Consider the following 19,808-nt stretch of genomic DNA (forward strand, 5'->3'; position numbering starts at 1 on the left):
GAATTATTATGCCTGATTTTCACCTTTTGGAAGGTACTATTCCCGTAGCGCCTCTTAATCTTATCGTTATGGAGTCTGCTTTGGAACTGGGAAACAGCGTAGATTCTTACATTTCACAGTTCAGACACGAGCTCTATTCAATGCCGGGTAACGATCCCGCATTTCACGGTTATGTTAAGGACAGCTACAAAATCCACTTTACCATGGACAGATTCGGAAGCGGCGAGTCTAAGGCCACCATTAACGAGAGTGTCCGCGGTAACGATGTCTATATCCTTACGGATATCTGCAATTACAGCATTACTTACAAGATGTACAACTACGTTAATCACAAATCTCCCGACGATCATTATCAGGATCTTAAGAGAGTTATCGGTGCCCTTACAGGCAAAGCCAAAAGAATTAACGTAATAATGCCCTTCCTCTATGAAGGAAGACAGCACAAGAGAAACGGAATGGAATCCCTTGATGCGGCTCAGATGTTTAAAGAGCTCTATGACATGGGAATCTCCAATTTCATCACCTTTGATGCTCACGACCCAAGAATATCCAACGCTAAGCCTCTCGGAGGATTTGATAACTTCCTGGCTTCATATCAGTTTATGAAGGCCCTTCTGTCACATATCGATGACCTTATCGTTGATAAGAATCATCTGACGGTTATCTCTCCCGATGAGGGTGCTCTTGACAGAGCCGTTTATTTTGCGAACGTTATCGGCGCAGATACCGGTATGTTCTACAAGAGACGTGATTATGCTCATGTCGTTAACGGTTCCAACCCAATCGTTGCTCACGAATTCTTAGGTTCCGATATAAAAGGACGAGATGTTATCGTAATCGATGATATGATCTCCTCAGGTTCGAGTATGATAGATACCGCAAGACAGCTCAAGAACATGGGTGCCAAGCGCGTATTTATCTGTACTACATTCGGTCTTTTCACCGACGGAATGGACAAGTTTGATGAAGGCTATGAAAAGGGATACTTCGACGCCGTTATCACAACAAATCTCACATATATGGATGAAGAGATTACCAAAAGAGAATATATCTTCATCGCAGATATGGGTAAATTCCTTGCAACCATCATTAACTTCTTAAATCACGATGCTTCAATGTCAACGGTTAACATGCCTACAGACAAGATCCACGAGATCGTTGAGAAATATAACTCAGGTTGCAAGACACCGACAGAGCTTTTTGATTAAAATAATACTTATAATATAGAGAAAGCGCCTTGGCAAGTCGTAACTTGTCAAGGCGTTTTCCCTCTCTTTTCTCTTTCCCTTTATGTATTGTTAAACAGCCTCAAAGCTGATAACAACCTTAAACAGGTCTCCGTCTAGCTTTATATCAAAGCTTCCGTTCTGCGCCACGGTGAGGTTCTTGGCTATTGATAATCCAAGTCCGCTTCCTTCCGTCGCTCTCGATACATCTCCTCTTATAAATCTCTCCGTAAGCTCGCTTACATCAACATTTAACTCAGTAGCGGAAATGTTTTTTATGGAAAACTCAACGTTGTTTCTGTTGTCTTTTCCGGGAACGTATTTCATATCCATATATACTCTTGTTCCGGAAAGCGCGTATTTACAAACATTGTTGAGTAAATTCTCTATAACTCTCCAAAGATGATGTGCATCAGCCGTAATACACATGCTGACAGCCTCATGCTTAAATATCGGAGTAAGCTTACTGTCCTCAAATTTCTCGTAGAATTCGCCAATAGTCTGATTAACAAGCTCTACAAAATCGGTTCTCTGAAGATTAATATTGATATTACCCGAACTGATCTTGGCTACTTCAACAAGATCCTCAGTAAGCTGTTTAAGCTTCTGAGATTTCTGATCAAGGACATCTACATACTCTTTAACCTTGTCATTATCAATCTTTTCTCTTTTTATAAGATCAACATAATTGATGATCGAAGTAAGAGGCGTCTTAATGTCATGTGAGACATTGGTTATAAGATCCGCCTTCATCTTCTCATCCTTCATGCTGGTATCTACAGCCATCTTAATACCGTCACCGATTGAATTAACGGCTTCGGCAAGTGCTACGTTGTCGGAACGAAGATTCTCCACATCAACCTTGGCACTGACATCCCCGTTTTTGATATTCTCAATTACATGGATGATCTTATCTCTGTCAAGATTCTGTCTGTATACGAATACTCCGATCATTATATCCATGATCACCGCAATAACGATGCCGGGAATACCAATAAGCACAAGAAGAATATTGATCACAACAAAGATCGCATAAGGAACCCATGTGCGCACAATTACGCTGGCGTTATTTGTTGTATTTACAACAACATCCTTCGCACCGAAGACAAGCTTCTTGATAAGGCTGTCTTTCCATAAAAGACCGCTCTTTCCTTTTTCTGTAAGGTTATATATAAGATCAAGAAGTCCGATATCCGCGATAAATACGCCAATTCCTACAAGTATCAGGACAACCGGATTCTCTAAAAGTCTGTCCATGCTTCCCTTATAAGTCATGGAAGCCAGATATGTTATTCCTAAAGGAACCGCCATTATAGCAAGTCCTCTAAGAGTAATAAGCTCTGTCGCCGTTCTGTTCTCGGTCGTTTCCGGTATAACGGAAATCTGAGAAATAGATACGATCAAAAGAAGGATATATATAAACGCACACATAGCACAGAAGAAATAAAGCTGTGATCTGTATGGGCTATACTTGGTGAAACCGGCTTTACCCTGCGTGAAATCATCCTCGCAAGGATAAGCATTCGTATCAACACCAATGTAAACTTTAATCTGATCGGGATAAGCATAGCTGTAATTCTTGATCATCGATCTTACTATATTCTCTTTAATGAGCGTATTGGTTTCATACGAAAGCTCATTTGGACAATAATAGATGTATTTTCCGTATTTTTTGAATTTATCAAGAATGTTTTCACCGTCTTCAATACGGACATTAGTATAAATATCAGTCTTGTCGTTTATGGTTCTTGAAACGTAATATCTTAAATTGGTGTTCTGATAGCTGTAATAAGAAATGTTATTTACATACTCATTGTAGCTGCTAAGCAAAGCTACAGAAGCGCTCTCGACAGACTGGCGCAAAGTATTGTATTCATCCCAATTTGAAACGATCTCTTCAATGTTCTTACCGTCAGCGGTCTGATATCTGCACTTAAGAATATCATATTGACCGTCTTGAAACTCATAGTCTCTGGGCTTGGTTGAAGTGATACTGTTCTGATCAAGCTGAGAACTTAAGTATGAGTTCATTCCTCCGGAAACAATATTGTTTTTTAGATGAGTGTATGTGGTTTCTTCCGCAAGAAACTCTTCGCACTCTTCTGCGGTCATATCCTTTCGTTCAGTCTCAAAACCGTTCTGAGCCCATTTTAAAAGATCTGAAAGGCGGTAATGAGCAGTTATATAACCGCCCAAAAGAACCGAACCTCTGTTAACGTATGCGGTAACGTCAATTATCTTGTCACCGTCATACTGTCCGTCCATCTCAAGCTGGCTTCGCTGAGCAACCAACCTAAGAACATTGGATATGTTATTCCCAAGAATATTATTGAAAAGATAAGATTCCTCATAAGGTCTGGATTTATCGGCTTCATGAAGGCTGTATGAAATATCTCCGCCTACGCCGTTTATAAGGATATTGGTTCCAAGCATGGAAAATAAGAGTATAAGAACGATAAAAGCCGCCAGAAAATGCTGTATAACACTTCGTACGTTAATTCTCCCAAGTCGATTATCTTTCATATAACCTCATCCTCAATCTTGTATCCGACTCCCCAAACTACCTTGAGGTATTTGGGGTCCTTCGGATTAATCTCAATCTTTTCTCTTATATGCCTGATGTGTACGGCGATGGTATTATCAACACGAACAGCTGAATCCTTCCAGATCTGCTCGTATATCTGATTGATCGAATATACCTTGCCTTTGTTCTTAACAAGAAACGCCAAAATATTGTATTCAATGGGCGTAAGTCTAATGCTCTCTCCGTAGACAAAGCATTCCTTGGAATTGTCATCAATGACAAGACCGCCCGTAGAATATACATTTTCCTTGTCTTCAACACTACCAAGTGTCATAAATCTGCGGATATTGGACTTAACTCTGGCTACAAGCTCAAGTGGGTTAAAAGGCTTGGTGATATAATCATCCGCACCGATATTAAGTCCCAATATCTTGTCCGAATCTTCGGATTTAGCTGATAGAAAGACAACAGGAATAGTGCTGAATTTTCTTAGTTCCCTCACAAAATGAATACCGTCCATTCGCGGCATCATTACATCGACAATCGCAAGCTGAATCTTGGCACTCTTAAGAACTTCCAGCGCTTCGATGCCATCGTAGGCTTTATAAATCTTGAAACCCTCCTGCTCAAGATAGATCTCGATCGCATCTACTATTTCCTTATCATCATCGCATACAAGAATATTTTCCATACTATCCTCTCAATCCCTAATTAATATTAAAACAGATAAATCTTAAGATTTGCTGTAGAAAATTCTTAAGATTTCTTAAGAATCTCTTTTTATCGATAAAAATGCAGCAAGATTACCTCTATCATCGTGATGAATCCTGTGAGAAAACAAAAGATCAGGATTACATCTGGTGCATATATCGGTGACAATTATATTTTCCTTCTTTACTCCCTTTTTTAAAAGAGTCAGCTTAATGGCATTCCACAGATACAATCTGTACTTGCCTTTAGGATACTTTATCAGTATCTTTTCGTTCTTTAATTCTTCTTCCGTGTAATTCTCGGAAAACTCTGTGGCAACATCTTCTTCTATCTCATAGCATTCGCCGCAGATAGACGGGCCGATCGCACAGATCAGATCTGATGCTTTCGTTCCGTAATTCTCAGACATCTTTTCTATTGTCCTTGCAGCAATCTCTCCCTTAGTTCCCTTCCAGCCCGAATGCGAAAGTCCGATAGCCTTATTTACAGGATCAATAAAATATATGGGAGGGCAATCTGCGTGAAATGTCGACAGGATAATACCCGGAACATTTGTTATAAGTCCGTCTATATCGGTGTAATCCCTTGACTTTGCAGGTCCTTTGCCTCTGTCTTCTTCGGTGATAACCTTGATGTTGGTGGTATGAGTCTGGAACGTCGATACAAAATCATCAAGATTTTTTCCATGTCCCATTACATCTGCTATTCTTCTGTAGTTCTCATCTACGGCTTCCTTATCATCGCCTCTTGTATAGCTTAGGTTCATCTCACTGTAGCAGCCCTTAGAAGCGCCTCCAAGTCTTGTACTGAAAAGATGGTCTATAAAATCTATACTTTCAAGTCTTGGGAAAACAAGGTATTTAACGCCGTTTTTCTCCCGAAGCTCCATCGTTCTTTCATCGCCGGTTCGTTTTATTATTGTATCCAAATTTCTTTCCTTCCAAATGTTTAATATACGTATTCAAACGCATCTTTAATCCATTTTATCTTATATTCTCCTTCATCGCCATAAATTGCGACAACATCGTAGCGAATAGGTGTATTTTCAGACAAATTTTTGCATTTAAGATAAACAAGAGATGCCTTTGATATCTTTTTCCTTTTAGAATAATCTACGGCAGTCTCGGGACTGCCGTATTTAACACTCTTTCTGTATTTAACTTCTATAAAACACAGGTATTTTCCATCGCGCGCGATTATATCGATTTCTCCGCTCCTACAACGAAAATTTCTCTCTATAATGCTTGCACCTTTGTCGCATAAGTGATCAGTCGCAACATCTTCAAGCGCGGTGCCTAAAACTCTTTTATTTAATTCCATCACTTAACTGTCTTTCTATTGTATTACTATTTCTTAATGCCTTCTCGTCTTGTCCTTTGCCTTAATCTTATCCATCGCATCGACGAATACCAGAATCTCAGCCACAACCTCATAAAGTTCGGGAGGGATCATCTCACCGATCTCAAGCCTTGAAAGGGTGTCGGCAAGCTTGTCGTCTACATGAACGGGAACCTTGCTCTCCTTAGCCTTTTCGATGATCTTTTCGGCAAGAGCTCCTTTTCCGGATGCAACGACTTTGGGGGCACCGTCTTCATTGGGGTCATAGGCCAGCGCGACCGCGGTTTTCACTTTTTCGTTGTCATTATTGCCATTGTTTGCCATTGTCATTTCCTCGTGCAAAAAGTTTATGCCAAAACCATCTTTCCGTCATGCTCTGGCATCAAAGGAAGCCGTAGAGATAAGCGTATTTCTCGATACATTAAGCATCTCGTCAACAGCTGCGTCTTCACCGTCCTTTTCATCATGAAGCATCATGTTGACCTGCATCGAATAGCCTCTCTTTTCAAGCCTTTCATTAAGAATGTGGATGTTGTCATTTATAAGATCAAGCACAGAATCATCAGCCACATAGAAATTCGTCGTAACTTTGGTATTAAGCATCTTAACGTAAACATCGACAGGGCCGAGGTTTTCCATATCAAGATGAAGCACCGCACTGACAGATCCGTCTTCCGAGAGCTTCTTATGCTTATTTCTGTAGACAAAAAGATCTCCGTGAACATCCTGCCCCGCCATACGAAGAGGAAGCTGAACATATTGGAACATTTGATTAAGCTGATTTATAAAATCAAGGTTGTTCTGAATATTACTTACCGCCTGCCCAAGCTTCGAATCGGCTCCGACGGTATTCACTATTGCATCCGACAAGCCCTTCATCTGAGAATTCAGTCTCTGATACAGATTGTCGATATTCTCTTTCTTTTGAACGTCACCCGGTTTTAACAGCCATTCCGATGACATGGCATCCTTAAGAACCTTATTATAGTCATTACTTGTAAAAAGATTCTTCCAAGCCGCGCTTTGGCTCTTATCGGAAAGATCCGCGGAAGCATAACTGTTATTAAGCTCTTTTAAAAGAACTTTCGCAGCTTCGCCCGCATCTGTCTTTGAGGTCTCAATATATTTATTTATCGTTTCATCCGAAAGGTTCAGAGCCTTCAAATTATTGCGCAGTGCATCAAGATTGGACGCTCCGGCCCCGCCTTCAACGTTTCCGGCAGCGTCTTGTGCACCTGCATTGGAAGAAACGGATGCACTTTTGTCATCTGCCACGGCCTCATCTGCCTTACCTGCGGCTACTGCAGCACCCGCGATAGTACCGTCAGTTTGTTCTGAAGCCTCTGCGCTTGCCTGCCCTAATGCACCCTCGATTGTACCGTCAGCCCCCGTTTGTCCCGTGATTCCGGCTTGTCCGGCGACAGTTCCGCTCTGTGATGCAACTTCACCGGCCTGTGCTGCTGTTTCGCCCGCTTGAGCTTCTACTGTTTCACCCGCCTGCGCTGCAGTGGAATCGCCTGCAGATACAGCGCCTTCCGAAAGCTCTTTTAACAAAGCTCCGTATAATTTCATGGCACCTTCTTCGTTGCCGTTAGCGGAAAGCTCGTTAAATGCGGCGGGAAGCTCATCCATAAGCTCATTTATCTGGCCTATGACCTGATGCTCATAGTTTTTGTAGCTCTCAAATTGAATAATGTTGTTTTCGCTTATTGGAATATTGAGACTCTTCATCTCCACCATAGAAGAAATGGAAGAATTCGGAAACATGGTAAGATTTTTGTTCATGGCAAGCAGCGCATCTCTTCCAATGGGAAGACCTGCTTCCATCATATTTTTGACCATTTCGACGCTGTCGTGCGTAACTTCGATTCCGGCTGCGTTAAGCGCCTTTAATGTACTCTCTGTAACCGCTGTATTCTCGTACAACGGCGTTATGGCGACTTTACCGTTTGCCGTGGACCTGATCGCAAAATTAAGTGTCTGCCCCTCCCTAAGCCCCATCTCATCAGAAAGCTTGGCAGAGATCACGTTATCGCCCACACTTATATTGGCGACCTTCTCTCCGTCAACATCGGTAACAGAAATAACCGTACCCTGGATAGATGAGCCCGCCTTAAGCTCCAGAGGCTTAGAGACGCCTTCCGGAGTATTCAAAGTCTTGCCGTCAATTATATACGCCGAACCTAATTGTGATACATTCTGAATGATGCTCATATAAAGTTACCTATAAAGCTTCTGCGATGAATCGGGCAAGGACCGTATTTCTTGATAGCCGCTATATGTTCCGCGCTTCCGTAACCCTTGTTGGAATCAAATCCGTACTCGGGATACTTGATCGCATAGTCCTTCATCACCCTGTCTCTTGTAACCTTAGCAATTATGCTGGCAGCAGCAATCGAGATACTCTTTGCATCACCTTTAATAATAGATATCTGCTTATACTTCTCAAGCTGCGGAATATGCACAGCATCTATCAAAAGAGCTCCCGGCTTGACCGAAAGTTCGTTGACAGCCATAGTCATAGCTTCAAAAGTAGCCTGAAGTATGTTGATCTCATCGATCCTCTCATTTGAGACATGACCGATGCCAACTGCGAGAGCCTTATTCATTATTTCGATATAAAGCTCTTCTCTCTTTTTTTCGGATAATTTCTTAGAATCATTAATATAGAGAATATCAGCATCCATGGGAAGGATAACGGCAGCTGCATACACAGGTCCCGCAAGCGGCCCTCTTCCTACTTCATCAATGCCGCATAATAAGCCAAAAGACTCATTCTCCCTCTCATATTTTTTCATCTCATATGTACGACGGATCTCTTTTTCGATCGCATCGATCTTCTTACCGGCATTTTCAACAAGCTTTTGCACACCTGCTCTGTCATCGCCGGAATACTCAGAAATGAAAACCTTATATCCATCAACGCTGTCAAGATTCTGAAAGATATCTTTGATAGCAGAAATTGATTCCATTATTTAATTCCCCCAAATTTGTTCAAAGGAAAAATTCTAAATACGGCTCTTCCCATGATACGGCTCTTTTTAATTGTTCCTACGGATTCATCCCTGCTGTCCATACTGTGGTTTCTGTTATCTCCGAGAACAAAGAATTCTCCCTCGGGAACAGTTATCTCCTCAGCCGCTCTTTGCGGATCCTGAATAACTTCAGCCCCGTAATTCTCTTCAAGGATCTCACCGTTAATATAGATATTGCCATCGTAATCGATCCTTACCTTCTCACCGGGAAGACCGATAACTCTCTTGATAAAGTTCTGTTTGTTTCCATGCTCATAAGGGAAAACAACAATATCAAATCTCTTGGGATCGTGGAATCTGTAGCTAACCTTTTCAAGTATAAGCGATTCCGAATCGTATACCGTCGGATTCATTGAAGAACCGATAACCTGTGTTCTCTGTGCAACAAAGGTTATGAAAAGAAGGGTCAAAACAAAGACCACCGCAAGATAAATAAGTGTATCCAATATTTCTCTTGCTATGCTTTTTTTAGATTCTTTACTCATATTATGACTGTCCTTATATAATGTATTTTGGTAAAAAGAAATTACTCATTAGGTCTTTCAAGAGTAATCTTGCCAAGTCTTCCGTTTCTGAAATCATCAAGAAGCATTGCTGCAGCTCTTGAAATATCAGGCTCAGCTCCTTGCTTAAAACACTTTCTGTTAATGGCAATTGCAGAAAGTACAGCGCTAAGGTGCGTGGAATAAGGAACTTCCTCAAGCTCATCAACCTGTTCCTTGGTTATATTATACTTCGAAGGAATGGCTTCTGCGTAATTCTCTTCAAGAAGTTTAATAAGTTCACACGCAAGCTCCGTTGTATCAAGATTCTCATCGTTCATGGAACCGATAAGTGCAAGATGAAGACCGACCGTATCATCCTCAAATTTAGGCCACAAGATACCGGGAGTATCAAGAAGCTGCATATTCTTACCAAGAGAGATCCACTGTTTTCCCTTGGTAACACCGGGCTTATTTCCGGTCTTTGCGGAAGCCTTACCTGCAAGCTTATTGATAAAAGTAGACTTTCCGACATTGGGAATGCCTGCAACCATTGCTCTTATGGGTCTTCCGACTATTCCTCTTTTTCTGTCTTTCTCAATCTTGTCGGCGCATGCCTTAAGAATGAGATCCTTAACCTTTCCTGCCTCGTTTCCGGTCTTTGAGTTCATCTCAAGCACAAAATAGCCTTCGTTCTTGTAAAACTCTTTCCATTTAGAGGTTATTGAAGGATCGGCCAGATCGGCCTTATTAAGAAGAATAAGCCTATACTTATTCTTTCCGAGCTCATCTATATCAGGATTTCTCCCTGATGCGGGAATCCTGGCGTCTGTAAGCTCTATAATTATATCGATCAGCTTGATGTTCTCTTGCATCATTCTGATCGCTTTGGTCATATGTCCGGGATACCACTGAAAATTCATAAATTCACCACTTACTTTTTCCTAAATATAAAACCTGACTTGTTATCGCCGCTTCTTATCTTAAACCAAGCCTTTCCAACGATCATATTGGTCTTGACGGGGCCTATATTGGCACTTCTCGAATCCTCAGAGCTGTTTCTGTTATCTCCAAGGACAAAGAATTCACCCTTTCCAAGAACTATCTCATTGGATGCGATTCCTTCATCTTCCATTTTATCATATAAACTGTCGTCGTCTTCCTGTAAGCTGCCATTAATATAAAGAGAACCGTCGATGATCTGTACCTTTTCTCCGGGAACAGCCACCACTCTTTTTACATAATAATGTGAATTGGTATTACCGTTAGGCAAAAAAACGATAACGTCACCCTTCTTGGGACTAAGTATCATGTAAGCAAGCTTGTTTACAAGTACTTTCTGTCCGTTATAAAGCATGGGTTCCATTGAATCCCCGATTGTACCGACCTGAAGGCCGAAGATAGTCATAAAAACGACCGCACAAAAAACAGCAAAGGCCGTGACTCCGATCCATGAAAAGATCTCTCTTATAAGCGCTCCGGAAAATGTCTTCTTTTTATGATAAATATATAAGCTGTTACGACGTCTTCTCCTAAACATTGTTCCCCCTTAAGGTTAAACAAATAATATCACAAATTCCTCGATAATAAAGAAAAGGCAATTACTGTGAAAAGTAACTGCCTTTTGTAGCAAATTATCTGGTAACAAGCTCCTTAACCTTAGCCTTCTTACCTGTAAGACCTTTAAGGTAGTTAAGCTTAGCTCTTCTAACCTTACCTCTTCTAACAACCTCTACCTTCTCAACGATAGGTGAGTGAAGGGGCCATGTCTTCTCAACGCCAACACCGTAAGACTCTTTTCTTACTGTGAAAGTTGTACGGTTGCTACCGCCCTGGATCTTCTTAACAGTTCCTTCGAAAACCTGAATTCTCTCACGGTTTCCTTCCTTGATCTTAGCGTGTACTCTTACAGTATCACCTGTGCTAAACTGAGGCGCATTAGCGTTCAGCTGCTCTTTCTCGAGCTCCTGGATAATTGTACTCATATATATTTCTCCTATTCAATGGACGTTCTTAATACACTATCTGTAACAGAGGACCGTCTGATTATCACAACGTACACTAATATAACACATAAACAGCCTATTCGTCAACACAAAAGATCTTTCGGCCCAAATCTTTCCGGAAGTATCTCCGTAAGGGAAAATGTCTTATATTCGTCTACCGATTTCGCGATTATAACAAGGAAATTGTCCCTGCAAAACTCGCTCATAACCTGTCTGCAAACACCGCATGGGAAACAATAATCAAGTTCATCAGCGGCACTATGTCCTCCGACAATGGCTATTGCCTTAAAATCCTTAACACCTTCGCTGACGGCCTTGAAAAAAGCAGTTCTCTCAGCGCATATAGTGGGTGTATAAGAGGCATTTTCTATATTACAGCCGGTATACACCTTGTCATCGCCCGCAAGAAGTGCTGCTCCGACATTAAAATGCGAATACGGCGTGTAAGAAAAAGCTCTCATATTACAAGCATAAGTTATAAGCTCTTTTATCTTTTGCTCATCCATACATAATACCTCGATTATCTGGAGCCCTTGTCGTAAGGAATACCCTCAGCCTTGGGAGCTCTTGAATTGGCAGATGTAAGTGCAAGAACTATAAGCGAGATGATGTAAGGCATCATATTGTATACAGATCCGGGTATATTGAGGGCTGCAAGGAAATCAAAGCCCGAATATACGTTGGAAAGTGCCCTGAAGAATCCGAACAAAAGTGCAGCAAGTCCGATATTAACAGGCTTCCACTGACCAAAGATCATAACGGCAAGTGCAAGGAAACCAAAGCCCGCAACACCGTTTTCAAACTTCCACTCACTAACACCGGCAGTTATGTACACAATTCCGCCGATACCTGCAAGAAGTCCGGAAATAAGCACTCCCGCCCAGCGCATTGTATATACATTTATACCTACACTGTCGGCTGCCTGAGGATGCTCACCGCAGGCCATGAGTCTGAGTCCGAATCTTGTCTTGTAAAGCACGATGTATGAAGCGATAAGTGCTATCAAAGCAACAAGCATAAACCAGTTGAACTGGAATTTACCGATATTTACGACAAGTGCCTTCTTAGATGTTACATACTGAACAGTTGAAGAAACGTTGTCGGGATTCTCAGCGATGTTGATCGACTTAACAATAACGGTTGCAGCCGCAGCGGCAAGCATGTTAAGAGCGGTTCCTACAAGTGTCTGATCTGCCTTAAAGTTGATGCAGGCAAATGCAAGAAGCATTGAATAGATAACACCGCACAATATTGAAGTACCAAGTACCGCAAGTACGATCAAAAGCTTGGGAAGTGAAGGATTGATGTACTTAAGGGTAAGTGCTCCACCGAGAGCTCCTATAACCATTATTCCTTCAAGTCCGAGATTGATAACACCCGAATGCTCTGAGAAGCATCCGCCGAGAGCAACCAGTATCAAAACCGAGGCAAACAAAAGTGTATATTGAAGAAGTAATACCATTATTTGTTACCTCCTTCTGCATTATTCTTTTTATTTCTGATCCTGCTGTTTAGGAAGTACTTAAAGAACAGTACGAAACCGCAGAGATAGATGATGATCGCCGAAATGAAATCGGAAATCTGTGAAGGATAGATATTCTTATCAAGATAAGATCCTCCACTGGTAATGTGCTGTATAAAGTACGAAGCAAAGATTGTTCCTATAGGATCAAGTCCTCCGAGGAACGTAGCTGCGATACCGTTAAAGCCCATTCCCGGAACGGATGACTGTGTTACGGACCACTGCTCATATCCCGTAAGGTAAAGGAATGCGGCACCGAGGCCCGCAAGAGCACCACCGATAAAGAGTGTGAGAATAATATTTCTCTTCTCTTTCATTCCGCTATACTTTGCAGCATCTTTGGCAATTCCGGTTGCCTTGATCTCATAGCCGAATACTGTCATTGAAAGGATTACCTTAAGAAGCACAGCTATAAGAATGGCAAGCGGGATCGCTATAGTAACGTATTTATTGTTTGAGAAGAACTTCTCAAGTCCTATTGAAGGTAAAACAGCAGCTTTGTTTGTGCTTGCAAGAGTTACCGTATAAGGGCTCGCTGTTTCTTTTACCCCTGAAAGGAGCATGTTAACCGTATAAAGACCTATCCAGTTAAGCATGATACCTGAAATAACTTCGTTAACGTTAAGATATGCCTTAAGGATACCTACAACGACACCGAAGATACCGCCTGCAACGAATGCGGCGATAAGGCATACATACCAAGGAAGGCCGAGCTTAAGAGCACAGAAAAGAGATGCTCCGGCGCCCGCTACGTACTGTCCTGCAGCTCCGATATTGAAAAGGCCTGCCTGATAACAGAACTGGATTGAAAGCGCACACATAAGAAGAGGCGCAGCCTTAACAAGTGTATTCCCAAAGTACTTAAGTGCAGCTGCCTTGGTAGGATAAGTGAAATAGTTCTTTATGATAGTGATAATAGCTTCTGTCGCACCCTTTGCATTGATAAAAAGAAGTGCGATATAACCGATCAAAAGACCAAATACGATACAAAGAAGTGATGCAAGTATTGACTGCACAGCAGGTCTTGCAAAGAAGCTTATTTTTTCAGTCGATTTATTTTCTGCAGACATTATGCACCTACCTCCTTTCTCTTGGCTCCGGCCATGTAAAGTCCGAGTTCTTCGGGAGTTGTCTTCTTAGGTTCGAACTCTCCTACGATCTCTCCCTCGTACATTACGAGGATTCTGTCTGAAATGCTCATAACTTCTTCCAGCTCGAGCGAAACAAGAAGAACCGCATGTCCCGAATCTCTCTGAGCGATGAGCTGTTTGTGAATATATTCGATGGCACCTACGTCCAAGCCTCTGGTGGGCTGAACCGCAATAAGAAGATCGGGATTCTTGTCGATCTCTCTTGCAATGATCGCCTTCTGCTGATTACCACCGGACATGCTTCTCGCCGATGTAACAGCGCCCTGGCTGGAACGGATATCGTACTGATCAATAAGCTTATCTGCATATTTGTTGATCTCGTTCTTTTTAAGGAAGCCTGCTCCTGTAGAGAACTCAGGCTCAAAATATCTCTGAAGCACGAGATTATATGCAAGTGAATAATCAAGTACAAGGCCGTGTTTGTGTCTGTCCTCGGGGATATGGCTCATACCGCTTGTTGAACGCTCTCTGATGGAAGCATGAGTAATATCTTTTCCGGAAAGTTCGATCTTACCTGTTGTAATATTCTCAAGTCCGGATAATCCGTAAACAAGCTCTGTCTGACCGTTTCCGTCGATTCCGGCAATACATACGATCTCGCCTTCTCTTACGTCGAAAGAGACGTTCTTAACGGCATTGTTATGATGAAGCTTGGAAGGAACCGTCATATTTTCAACATGAAGGATAACCTTGCCGGGCTCCTTATCTTCTTTGGTAGCTACAAGCTGTACGTCACGACCGATCATCATTCTTGAAAGCTCTTCCTGATTGGTCTCGGAAATATTAACCGTACCGATGTACTTACCTCTTCTAAGAACCGAACATCTGTCGGCAACTGCCATGATCTCAGCAAGCTTATGAGAAATAAAGAGAATTGATTTGCCCTCTTTTGCAAGATTCTTCATGATCTGCATAAGCTCATCGATCTCAGCGGGTGTAAGAACCGCAGTGGGCTCATCAAAGATAAGTATCTCATTATCTCTGTAAAGCATCTTAAGGATCTCGGTTCTTTGCTGCATACCAACCGTGATGTCCTCGATCTTGGCATCGGGATCAACCTTAAGTCCGTATTTCTCGGAAAGCTCAAGAATCTTCTTACGAGCCACGTCCTTCTGCAGGAATCCGTGCTTAACCGTCTCATCACCGAGAATGATGTTATCGAGAACAGAAAAGCACTGAACGAGCTTGAAGTGCTGATGAACCATTCCGATACCAAGGTCATTGGCATCATTGGGATTGTTAATCTGTACTTCCTTTCCGTCCTTCTTGATAACACCTTCTTCAGCCTGATACAAGCCAAAAAGCACGCTCATAAGAGTAGATTTACCTGCTCCGTTCTCACCCAAAAGAGCATGGATCTCGCCTTTTTTCAGCTGAATGGTAACATTGTCATTAGCGATAATACCCGGGAAACGTTTAGTTATGCCAAGCATCTCAATAGCATATTCGCTGTTATCTGCCACTTTTGTCTCCTCCATAAATTTAATGTACCTAATTGGTAAAAAGGACCGGAAGACTATGAATCTGCCGGTCCCTATCAGCTTAATAGCTGTTAAAAGCAAAATTACTTAATGTTGCCCTGGAAGTTAACCTTAATGTTCTCAGCAGAAGGCTTCTCAGCTGATGTGTCGTTGGAAACTTTGATTGTTCCGCTTGCCATATCAGCAACAAGCTTGAGATAATCATCCTTGCTAAATGTATCGTTCCATACTGTTGAATCCTCAGGAAGTCCTACATAGTTAAGTGATGTGTCATCGCCTGATACAAGACCGAGATTCTCGATCTTTCCTGCGAACTTATCCCACTGTCCGTCTCTGATTGCTGAAAGAAGTGTGTTAACTGTAGCCTGAAGTCCCTTCATAGCTGAAGTAACTGTCATGCCTTTCTCATACATTCCGTCGATTGTAGGAGCCTGGTCAACGTCAACACCGATTACCTTGCCGCCAACCTTAGCAGCAGCCTCACCTGCAGATGTGAAGATACCACCGCCGCAAGCGAATACAACTTCTGTGCCGCCCTGATACCAAGTATCCATAGCTGCTGTGATATCAGCATCGCCGTAGAACTGGTTACCGTAAGCGTAGTTAAGTGTTACGTCAGCGCCTACTTCCTTAGCGGCTGCGTCAGCACCCTGAACGAATCCGTAACCGTAACGGATAACAGCGGGAACTGCCATTCCACCGAGGAATCCGAGCTTTGTGAAGCCCATCTTTACTGCTGCGTAGCCTGCCATGTATCCGGGAAGCTCTTCCTGGTATACTGCAGAGAATACGTTAGCATATGTCTCATTGTTGAAATCTGAATCATCGCCCTCAAGATCATACTCTGAAACGTCAAGAGCAACGAACTTTACATCGGGATACATGTCAGCTGTCTCTTTGATAGCTCCTGCAAAAGCGTAGCCGGGCATAACGATTACGTTATAGTTATCAGCTACAGCCTTGTCGATCATAGCTACTCTCTCAGCGTCTGAATCGCCTTCGGGCTTGTAATATGTGAAGTCACATCCGTTAGCCTCTGAGAAAGCCTTACATGCCTCGTAAGTTGACTGGTTGAATGACTGGTCTGTAATGTCACCGTAGTCAGTGATCATTGCAACTCTCATGTCAGTAGCAGCAGCTGTCTCTTCAGCGGCAGGTGCCTCTGTAGCGTCAGCAGCTTCAGTAGTCTCAGTAGTCTGTGCAGGTTCTGATGTTGTAGCGGTATTTGTATTGTTAGAACCGCAGGCAACAAGAGAAGCTACCATTGATGCAGCCATAATTACTGCAAAAAGTTTCTTTTTCATAATTGTCCTCCATTATTTTATGATGTACTACTGTATAATAAAACCGTTTAGGCTTTATCCGATGCAATAAGGCGTCTTACCGCCTCAATGGTGGTCTTGTACACCACTTCCATGTCATGAGCCTGTGGATTGGGAAGTCCCTTCTTGGCTCTTTCCTGATTGGCAACAACAAGCATAACAGCTCCCGTTCTTGCTCTTAAATAGTCTCCTACTACAAATAATGTGGATGATTCCATCTCAGAACATAGTGCTCCGCATTTGATCCATGCGTCCCACTTGTATAAAAGCTCGGGTCCTACAGGCTTGGTCTCAGGTTCATGCTGACCAAAGAATGAATCCTTACACTGTACAACACCGACATGATAATTTGCTCCGGCCTTCTTGGCGCCTTCTACAAGAGCACTAACAACATCAAAGCTTGCAACTGCAGGATATTCAATGGGGGCATACTCTTTGGATGTTCCTTCCGCACGAATAGCGCCGGATGCGATCACGATGTCGCCTCCGATAACATCCTCCTGCATACCTCCCGAGGTACCCATCCTTATGAAAGTATCGGCTCCGCACTTCCTGAGCTCTTCTACAGCGATCGCGGTAGATGCGCCTCCGATACCGTGTGACATAACGGTAACCTTCTCTCCGTCCAAGGTTCCCGTATAAGTATTATATTCTCTATTATAAGCAATAAATTCAGGATTATCAAAAAGCTTGGAAATAGTCTCACATCTTCCGGGATCGCCTGTCAAAATAACGTATCTTCCTACGTCTCCGGGTTTAACATGAGTATGATATTGATATCCCGCACCCTCAGTATAATCGACCATATTCATTCCTAACCGCTAAATATTGATATTAGCAATAGTTTAATCACAATATAACTAATAATAATTATATCACAGAAGTCCGTCCATGACATGAATAATGATCTTTTTGTTTTTTATATCTATTTCTTTCACGCAATCCTTGATGGCAGGGATATAAATCTTATTGCCGTCACCTGTCTCCATCTCGTATACATCGTTGGCTCCGGTCTGAATAACATCCGTAAGAACGCCCAGCTTGTTGTCATCTTCATCGACAATATCAAGTCCCAGCATATCGGCAATGTAGTATTCACCGGGATTAAGCTTAATGGCATCTTTCCTGTCGATAGTAAGCTCACAACCTCTGAATTTCTCTACATCCTCGATTTTATCGAACTGCTTAAATTTCACTATCACAAATTTCTTAAAAAACTTGGCGCTCTGAACGTCAAGCAAGAGCTCTTCGCCTCTCTGAGTGTGAAGAGTTACTTTTTTAAGTTTTTTAAATCTATTGGGATCTTCCGTTGTGGGAAATACATTAACTTCACCGTGAAGACCGTGTGTTGAAGCAACAACACCAACCTGAAATCTATCTGTCATACAATTCTCCGTCAAATACTCTGTTCCGAATCCGGATTCTTTTTCTTTCTTCTTGGCTTCTTGGGAGGCTTGGGAGGATTCTCTTCAATGTATTTCTCGTAGAGATCCGGCCTTCTCTCCTTAGTTCTTATTATAGCCTGTTCAAGTCTCCATTCATCAACTTTTTTATGATCTCCGGATAAAAGAATCGGTGGAACCGACTTCCCCATCCACTCTTCGGGCCTTGAATACTGGGGATATTCAAGAAGATTATTGCTAAAGCTCTCCGTCATCGCGGATTCATCATTATTAAGAACGCCCGGAACAAGCCTTGCGATCGCATCGATCATGACTGTAGCAGGGAGCTCACCGCCCGTAAGCACATAATCTCCAATTGAAATATAATCCGTAACTATCTCTTCAAGAACTCTCTCATCCACGCCCTCATAATGTCCGCATAAAAAGATAAGGTCATCTTCCTTGGACAATTCGCTTGCAAGCTTCTGGTCAAAGACCTTGCCCTGCGGAGTGACGTATATGACTCTGGGGTTCTTGGTATCACTCTTTTTATTTTGTTCGATCTTATCTTTTATTGCAAGATAACAATCATAAATAGGCTGTGCCTGCATAAGCATGCCCGCACCGCCTCCGTATGTATAATCATCAACCTTGTGATGCTTGTTGTCATTGGAATAATCCCTGATATTGACCGCTTCAAAGGAAATATGTCCCTTGTTAATGGCTCTTCCAAGAATACTCGTTGAAAGAATCTGTTCGATCATCTCGGGAAACAAAGTCATAATATGAAAATTCATAATAATCCTTTTATAAATTCAGAGGTAAAAAAGAGCCGAATAAGAGTTTCCCCTATTCGGCTCATTGTTCGTAAATAAGTCTTAAACAATCTCCACATCAACCTTGATATTCTCTCTGGTAGATGCTGCCTTAACAACAGCTCGTATAGCCTTTGCGATACGTCCCTGTTTGCCAATTACCTTGCCCATGTCAGAAGGTGCAACATGAAGCTCGATCATATAATTGCGCCCGTCTTTCTTCTCGGAAACAACAACTTCATCCGGATTGTCTACAAGCGCTCTAGCGATTACTTCAACTAATTCTTTCATTGTTTTACCTCCGGCGTAAGTAATTATATGTATATGACATGATATACGGATTGCTCCACTTTGTTCTCGCAATCCTGCAAACATTCGGAATTCGCATTATCATGCTTCTTCCTCATGTTTGTTCGGGTCACAAATTCAAAATGCTTATCATGTAAACATGAACGCATTTTCGACTTTGTGACACCTATATCATTCAATTACTTGCTAATGCCGGCCTGTCTGAACAACTTAGCAACAGACTCTGTAGGCTGTGCACCGTTAGCGATCCACTTCTTTGCAAGCTCCTCATCAACCTTAACTGTGCTGGGATCTGTGTTGGGATCGTATGTTCCGATCTCCTCGATGAACTTACCCTGTACAGGGAACTTAGAATCAGAAACGATGATTCTGTAGAAAGGAACCTTCTTCTTACCAATTCTCTTTAATCTGATCTTTACTGCCATTTTAATTTTCCTCCATTTAATAAATAAGATAGATAATAAATTGTCTTTTTATATGTGTGAAACAGCTGTGTGCTGCATG

Annotated in this window: 22 protein-coding genes; 1 reads left to right on the forward strand and 21 read right to left on the reverse strand. The window is 42.1% G+C overall.

Annotated elements, in window-relative coordinates; all coding sequences use genetic code 11:
- Positions 1–8: 8 nt before the first annotated feature.
- On the forward strand, positions 9–1,208 hold the full coding sequence (locus D6856_RS00605; RefSeq protein ID WP_120685943.1) for a ribose-phosphate pyrophosphokinase: 1,200 nt from the start codon (positions 9–11) through the stop codon (positions 1,206–1,208).
- Between the two features lie 90 nt (positions 1,209–1,298).
- Here the strand turns inward: D6856_RS00605 and D6856_RS00610 are convergent, their stop codons facing one another.
- The 21 genes from D6856_RS00610 to rpsP all read right to left on the reverse strand — a co-directional run bounded on the left by D6856_RS00610 (position 1,299) and on the right by rpsP (position 19,729).
- Positions 1,299–3,749, reverse strand: a complete 2,451-nt coding sequence (locus tag D6856_RS00610; protein WP_120685321.1) for a sensor histidine kinase — start codon at positions 3,747–3,749, stop codon at positions 1,299–1,301.
- Positions 3,746–4,441 carry a response regulator transcription factor gene (locus tag D6856_RS00615; RefSeq protein WP_092243313.1) on the reverse strand — a complete coding sequence of 232 codons (696 nt, stop codon included), beginning with the start codon at positions 4,439–4,441 and terminating at the stop codon, positions 3,746–3,748. Before D6856_RS00615 ends, D6856_RS00610 begins: the two co-directional genes overlap by 4 nt.
- A 75-nt stretch (positions 4,442–4,516) precedes the next feature.
- Complete coding sequence (pgeF, locus tag D6856_RS00620; RefSeq protein WP_120685944.1) at positions 4,517–5,350, reverse strand: peptidoglycan editing factor PgeF; 834 nt, start codon at positions 5,348–5,350, stop codon at positions 4,517–4,519.
- Between the two features lie 59 nt (positions 5,351–5,409).
- A complete protein-coding gene (locus tag D6856_RS00625) occupies positions 5,410–5,781 on the reverse strand; it encodes a YraN family protein (RefSeq protein WP_120685322.1) in 372 nt (123 codons plus the stop codon).
- 33 nt (positions 5,782–5,814) lie between these two features.
- Positions 5,815–6,123 (reverse strand): EscU/YscU/HrcU family type III secretion system export apparatus switch protein, encoded by a 309-nt coding sequence (locus tag D6856_RS00630; protein ID WP_092243321.1) that lies wholly within the window; start codon positions 6,121–6,123, stop codon positions 5,815–5,817.
- Positions 6,124–6,168: 45 nt separating this feature from the next.
- Positions 6,169–8,013 (reverse strand): flagellar hook-length control protein FliK, encoded by a 1,845-nt coding sequence (locus D6856_RS00635; protein WP_120685323.1) that lies wholly within the window; start codon positions 8,011–8,013, stop codon positions 6,169–6,171.
- Entirely contained in the window at positions 8,010–8,771 is a 762-nt protein-coding gene (locus D6856_RS00640; RefSeq protein ID WP_092243327.1) for a ribonuclease HII, read from the reverse strand. Before D6856_RS00640 ends, D6856_RS00635 begins: the two co-directional genes overlap by 4 nt.
- Complete coding sequence (gene lepB / locus D6856_RS00645; protein ID WP_092243330.1) at positions 8,771–9,319, reverse strand: signal peptidase I; 549 nt, start codon at positions 9,317–9,319, stop codon at positions 8,771–8,773. The genes D6856_RS00640 and lepB (D6856_RS00645) overlap by 1 nt, the downstream gene beginning before the upstream one ends.
- Before the next feature lie 41 nt (positions 9,320–9,360).
- On the reverse strand, positions 9,361–10,239 hold the full coding sequence (ylqF, locus tag D6856_RS00650; RefSeq protein ID WP_092243333.1) for a ribosome biogenesis GTPase YlqF: 879 nt from the start codon (positions 10,237–10,239) through the stop codon (positions 9,361–9,363).
- Between the two features lie 11 nt (positions 10,240–10,250).
- On the reverse strand, positions 10,251–10,856 hold the full coding sequence (lepB, locus tag D6856_RS00655) for a signal peptidase I (protein WP_120685324.1): 606 nt from the start codon (positions 10,854–10,856) through the stop codon (positions 10,251–10,253).
- A gap of 94 nt (positions 10,857–10,950) precedes the next feature.
- Positions 10,951–11,301 (reverse strand): 50S ribosomal protein L19, encoded by a 351-nt coding sequence (gene rplS / locus D6856_RS00660; protein WP_092243338.1) that lies wholly within the window; start codon positions 11,299–11,301, stop codon positions 10,951–10,953.
- A 104-nt stretch (positions 11,302–11,405) separates the two neighbouring features.
- A complete protein-coding gene (locus D6856_RS00665; RefSeq protein ID WP_120685325.1) occupies positions 11,406–11,828 on the reverse strand; it encodes a cytidine deaminase in 423 nt (140 codons plus the stop codon).
- A gap of 14 nt (positions 11,829–11,842) precedes the next feature.
- The gene (locus tag D6856_RS00670) at positions 11,843–12,784 is read right to left on the reverse strand and encodes an ABC transporter permease (RefSeq protein WP_092243342.1); all 942 of its coding nucleotides are present in this window, start codon (positions 12,782–12,784) and stop codon (positions 11,843–11,845) included.
- Entirely contained in the window at positions 12,784–13,914 is a 1,131-nt protein-coding gene (locus D6856_RS00675; RefSeq protein ID WP_120685326.1) for an ABC transporter permease, read from the reverse strand. Before D6856_RS00675 ends, D6856_RS00670 begins: the two co-directional genes overlap by 1 nt.
- Positions 13,914–15,428 carry an ABC transporter ATP-binding protein gene (locus tag D6856_RS00680; RefSeq protein ID WP_120685945.1) on the reverse strand — a complete coding sequence of 505 codons (1,515 nt, stop codon included), beginning with the start codon at positions 15,426–15,428 and terminating at the stop codon, positions 13,914–13,916. The genes D6856_RS00675 and D6856_RS00680 overlap by 1 nt, the downstream gene beginning before the upstream one ends.
- A 131-nt stretch (positions 15,429–15,559) precedes the next feature.
- Entirely contained in the window at positions 15,560–16,780 is a 1,221-nt protein-coding gene (locus D6856_RS00685; protein WP_120685327.1) for a BMP family lipoprotein, read from the reverse strand.
- Between the two features lie 47 nt (positions 16,781–16,827).
- A complete protein-coding gene (gene udp / locus D6856_RS00690) occupies positions 16,828–17,604 on the reverse strand; it encodes a uridine phosphorylase (RefSeq protein WP_092243842.1) in 777 nt (258 codons plus the stop codon).
- A gap of 69 nt (positions 17,605–17,673) precedes the next feature.
- Positions 17,674–18,183, reverse strand: a complete 510-nt coding sequence (gene rimM / locus D6856_RS00695; protein ID WP_120685328.1) for a ribosome maturation factor RimM — start codon at positions 18,181–18,183, stop codon at positions 17,674–17,676.
- Between the two features lie 11 nt (positions 18,184–18,194).
- Positions 18,195–18,977: a tRNA (guanosine(37)-N1)-methyltransferase TrmD gene (gene trmD / locus D6856_RS00700; RefSeq protein ID WP_092243353.1), complete on the reverse strand. Its 783-nt coding sequence runs from the start codon at positions 18,975–18,977 to the stop codon at positions 18,195–18,197.
- A gap of 81 nt (positions 18,978–19,058) precedes the next feature.
- Positions 19,059–19,286, reverse strand: a complete 228-nt coding sequence (locus D6856_RS00705) for a KH domain-containing protein (protein ID WP_092243356.1) — start codon at positions 19,284–19,286, stop codon at positions 19,059–19,061.
- A gap of 197 nt (positions 19,287–19,483) precedes the next feature.
- Positions 19,484–19,729, reverse strand: coding sequence for a 30S ribosomal protein S16 (gene rpsP, locus D6856_RS00710; RefSeq protein WP_092243359.1), 246 nt, complete (start codon positions 19,727–19,729; stop codon positions 19,484–19,486).
- Positions 19,730–19,808 lie beyond the last annotated feature (79 nt).

The organism is Butyrivibrio sp. XB500-5, from assembly GCF_003625505.1.
Taxonomy (GTDB): domain Bacteria; phylum Bacillota; class Clostridia; order Lachnospirales; family Lachnospiraceae; genus Butyrivibrio.

Bases quoted from the DNA above. Each gene is read 5' to 3' on its own strand.
- rimM (WP_120685328.1), bottom strand. From the start codon at position 18,183: ATGACAGATAGATTTCAGGTTGGTGTTGTTGCTTCAACACACGGTCTT.
- D6856_RS00675 (WP_120685326.1), bottom strand. From the start codon at position 13,914: ATGTCTGCAGAAAATAAATCGACTGAAAAAATAAGCTTCTTTGCAAGA.
- D6856_RS00670 (WP_092243342.1), bottom strand. From the start codon at position 12,784: ATGGTATTACTTCTTCAATATACACTTTTGTTTGCCTCGGTTTTGATA.
- lepB (WP_120685324.1), bottom strand. From the start codon at position 10,856: ATGTTTAGGAGAAGACGTCGTAACAGCTTATATATTTATCATAAAAAG.
- lepB (WP_092243330.1), bottom strand. From the start codon at position 9,319: ATGAGTAAAGAATCTAAAAAAAGCATAGCAAGAGAAATATTGGATACA.
- D6856_RS00705 (WP_092243356.1), bottom strand. From the start codon at position 19,286: ATGAAAGAATTAGTTGAAGTAATCGCTAGAGCGCTTGTAGACAATCCG.
- D6856_RS00640 (WP_092243327.1), bottom strand. From the start codon at position 8,771: ATGGAATCAATTTCTGCTATCAAAGATATCTTTCAGAATCTTGACAGC.
- D6856_RS00680 (WP_120685945.1), bottom strand. From the start codon at position 15,428: ATGCTTGGCATAACTAAACGTTTCCCGGGTATTATCGCTAATGACAAT.
- D6856_RS00615 (WP_092243313.1), bottom strand. From the start codon at position 4,441: ATGGAAAATATTCTTGTATGCGATGATGATAAGGAAATAGTAGATGCG.
- trmD (WP_092243353.1), bottom strand. From the start codon at position 18,977: ATGAATTTTCATATTATGACTTTGTTTCCCGAGATGATCGAACAGATT.
- udp (WP_092243842.1), bottom strand. From the start codon at position 17,604: ATGGTCGATTATACTGAGGGTGCGGGATATCAATATCATACTCATGTT.
- D6856_RS00635 (WP_120685323.1), bottom strand. From the start codon at position 8,013: ATGAGCATCATTCAGAATGTATCACAATTAGGTTCGGCGTATATAATT.
- D6856_RS00630 (WP_092243321.1), bottom strand. From the start codon at position 6,123: ATGGCAAACAATGGCAATAATGACAACGAAAAAGTGAAAACCGCGGTC.
- rplS (WP_092243338.1), bottom strand. From the start codon at position 11,301: ATGAGTACAATTATCCAGGAGCTCGAGAAAGAGCAGCTGAACGCTAAT.
- D6856_RS00610 (WP_120685321.1), bottom strand. From the start codon at position 3,749: ATGAAAGATAATCGACTTGGGAGAATTAACGTACGAAGTGTTATACAG.
- ylqF (WP_092243333.1), bottom strand. From the start codon at position 10,239: ATGAATTTTCAGTGGTATCCCGGACATATGACCAAAGCGATCAGAATG.
- D6856_RS00665 (WP_120685325.1), bottom strand. From the start codon at position 11,828: ATGGATGAGCAAAAGATAAAAGAGCTTATAACTTATGCTTGTAATATG.
- D6856_RS00685 (WP_120685327.1), bottom strand. From the start codon at position 16,780: ATGAAAAAGAAACTTTTTGCAGTAATTATGGCTGCATCAATGGTAGCT.
- D6856_RS00605 (WP_120685943.1), top strand. From the start codon at position 9: ATGCCTGATTTTCACCTTTTGGAAGGTACTATTCCCGTAGCGCCTCTT.
- rpsP (WP_092243359.1), bottom strand. From the start codon at position 19,729: ATGGCAGTAAAGATCAGATTAAAGAGAATTGGTAAGAAGAAGGTTCCT.
- D6856_RS00625 (WP_120685322.1), bottom strand. From the start codon at position 5,781: ATGGAATTAAATAAAAGAGTTTTAGGCACCGCGCTTGAAGATGTTGCG.
- pgeF (WP_120685944.1), bottom strand. From the start codon at position 5,350: ATGGAGCTTCGGGAGAAAAACGGCGTTAAATACCTTGTTTTCCCAAGA.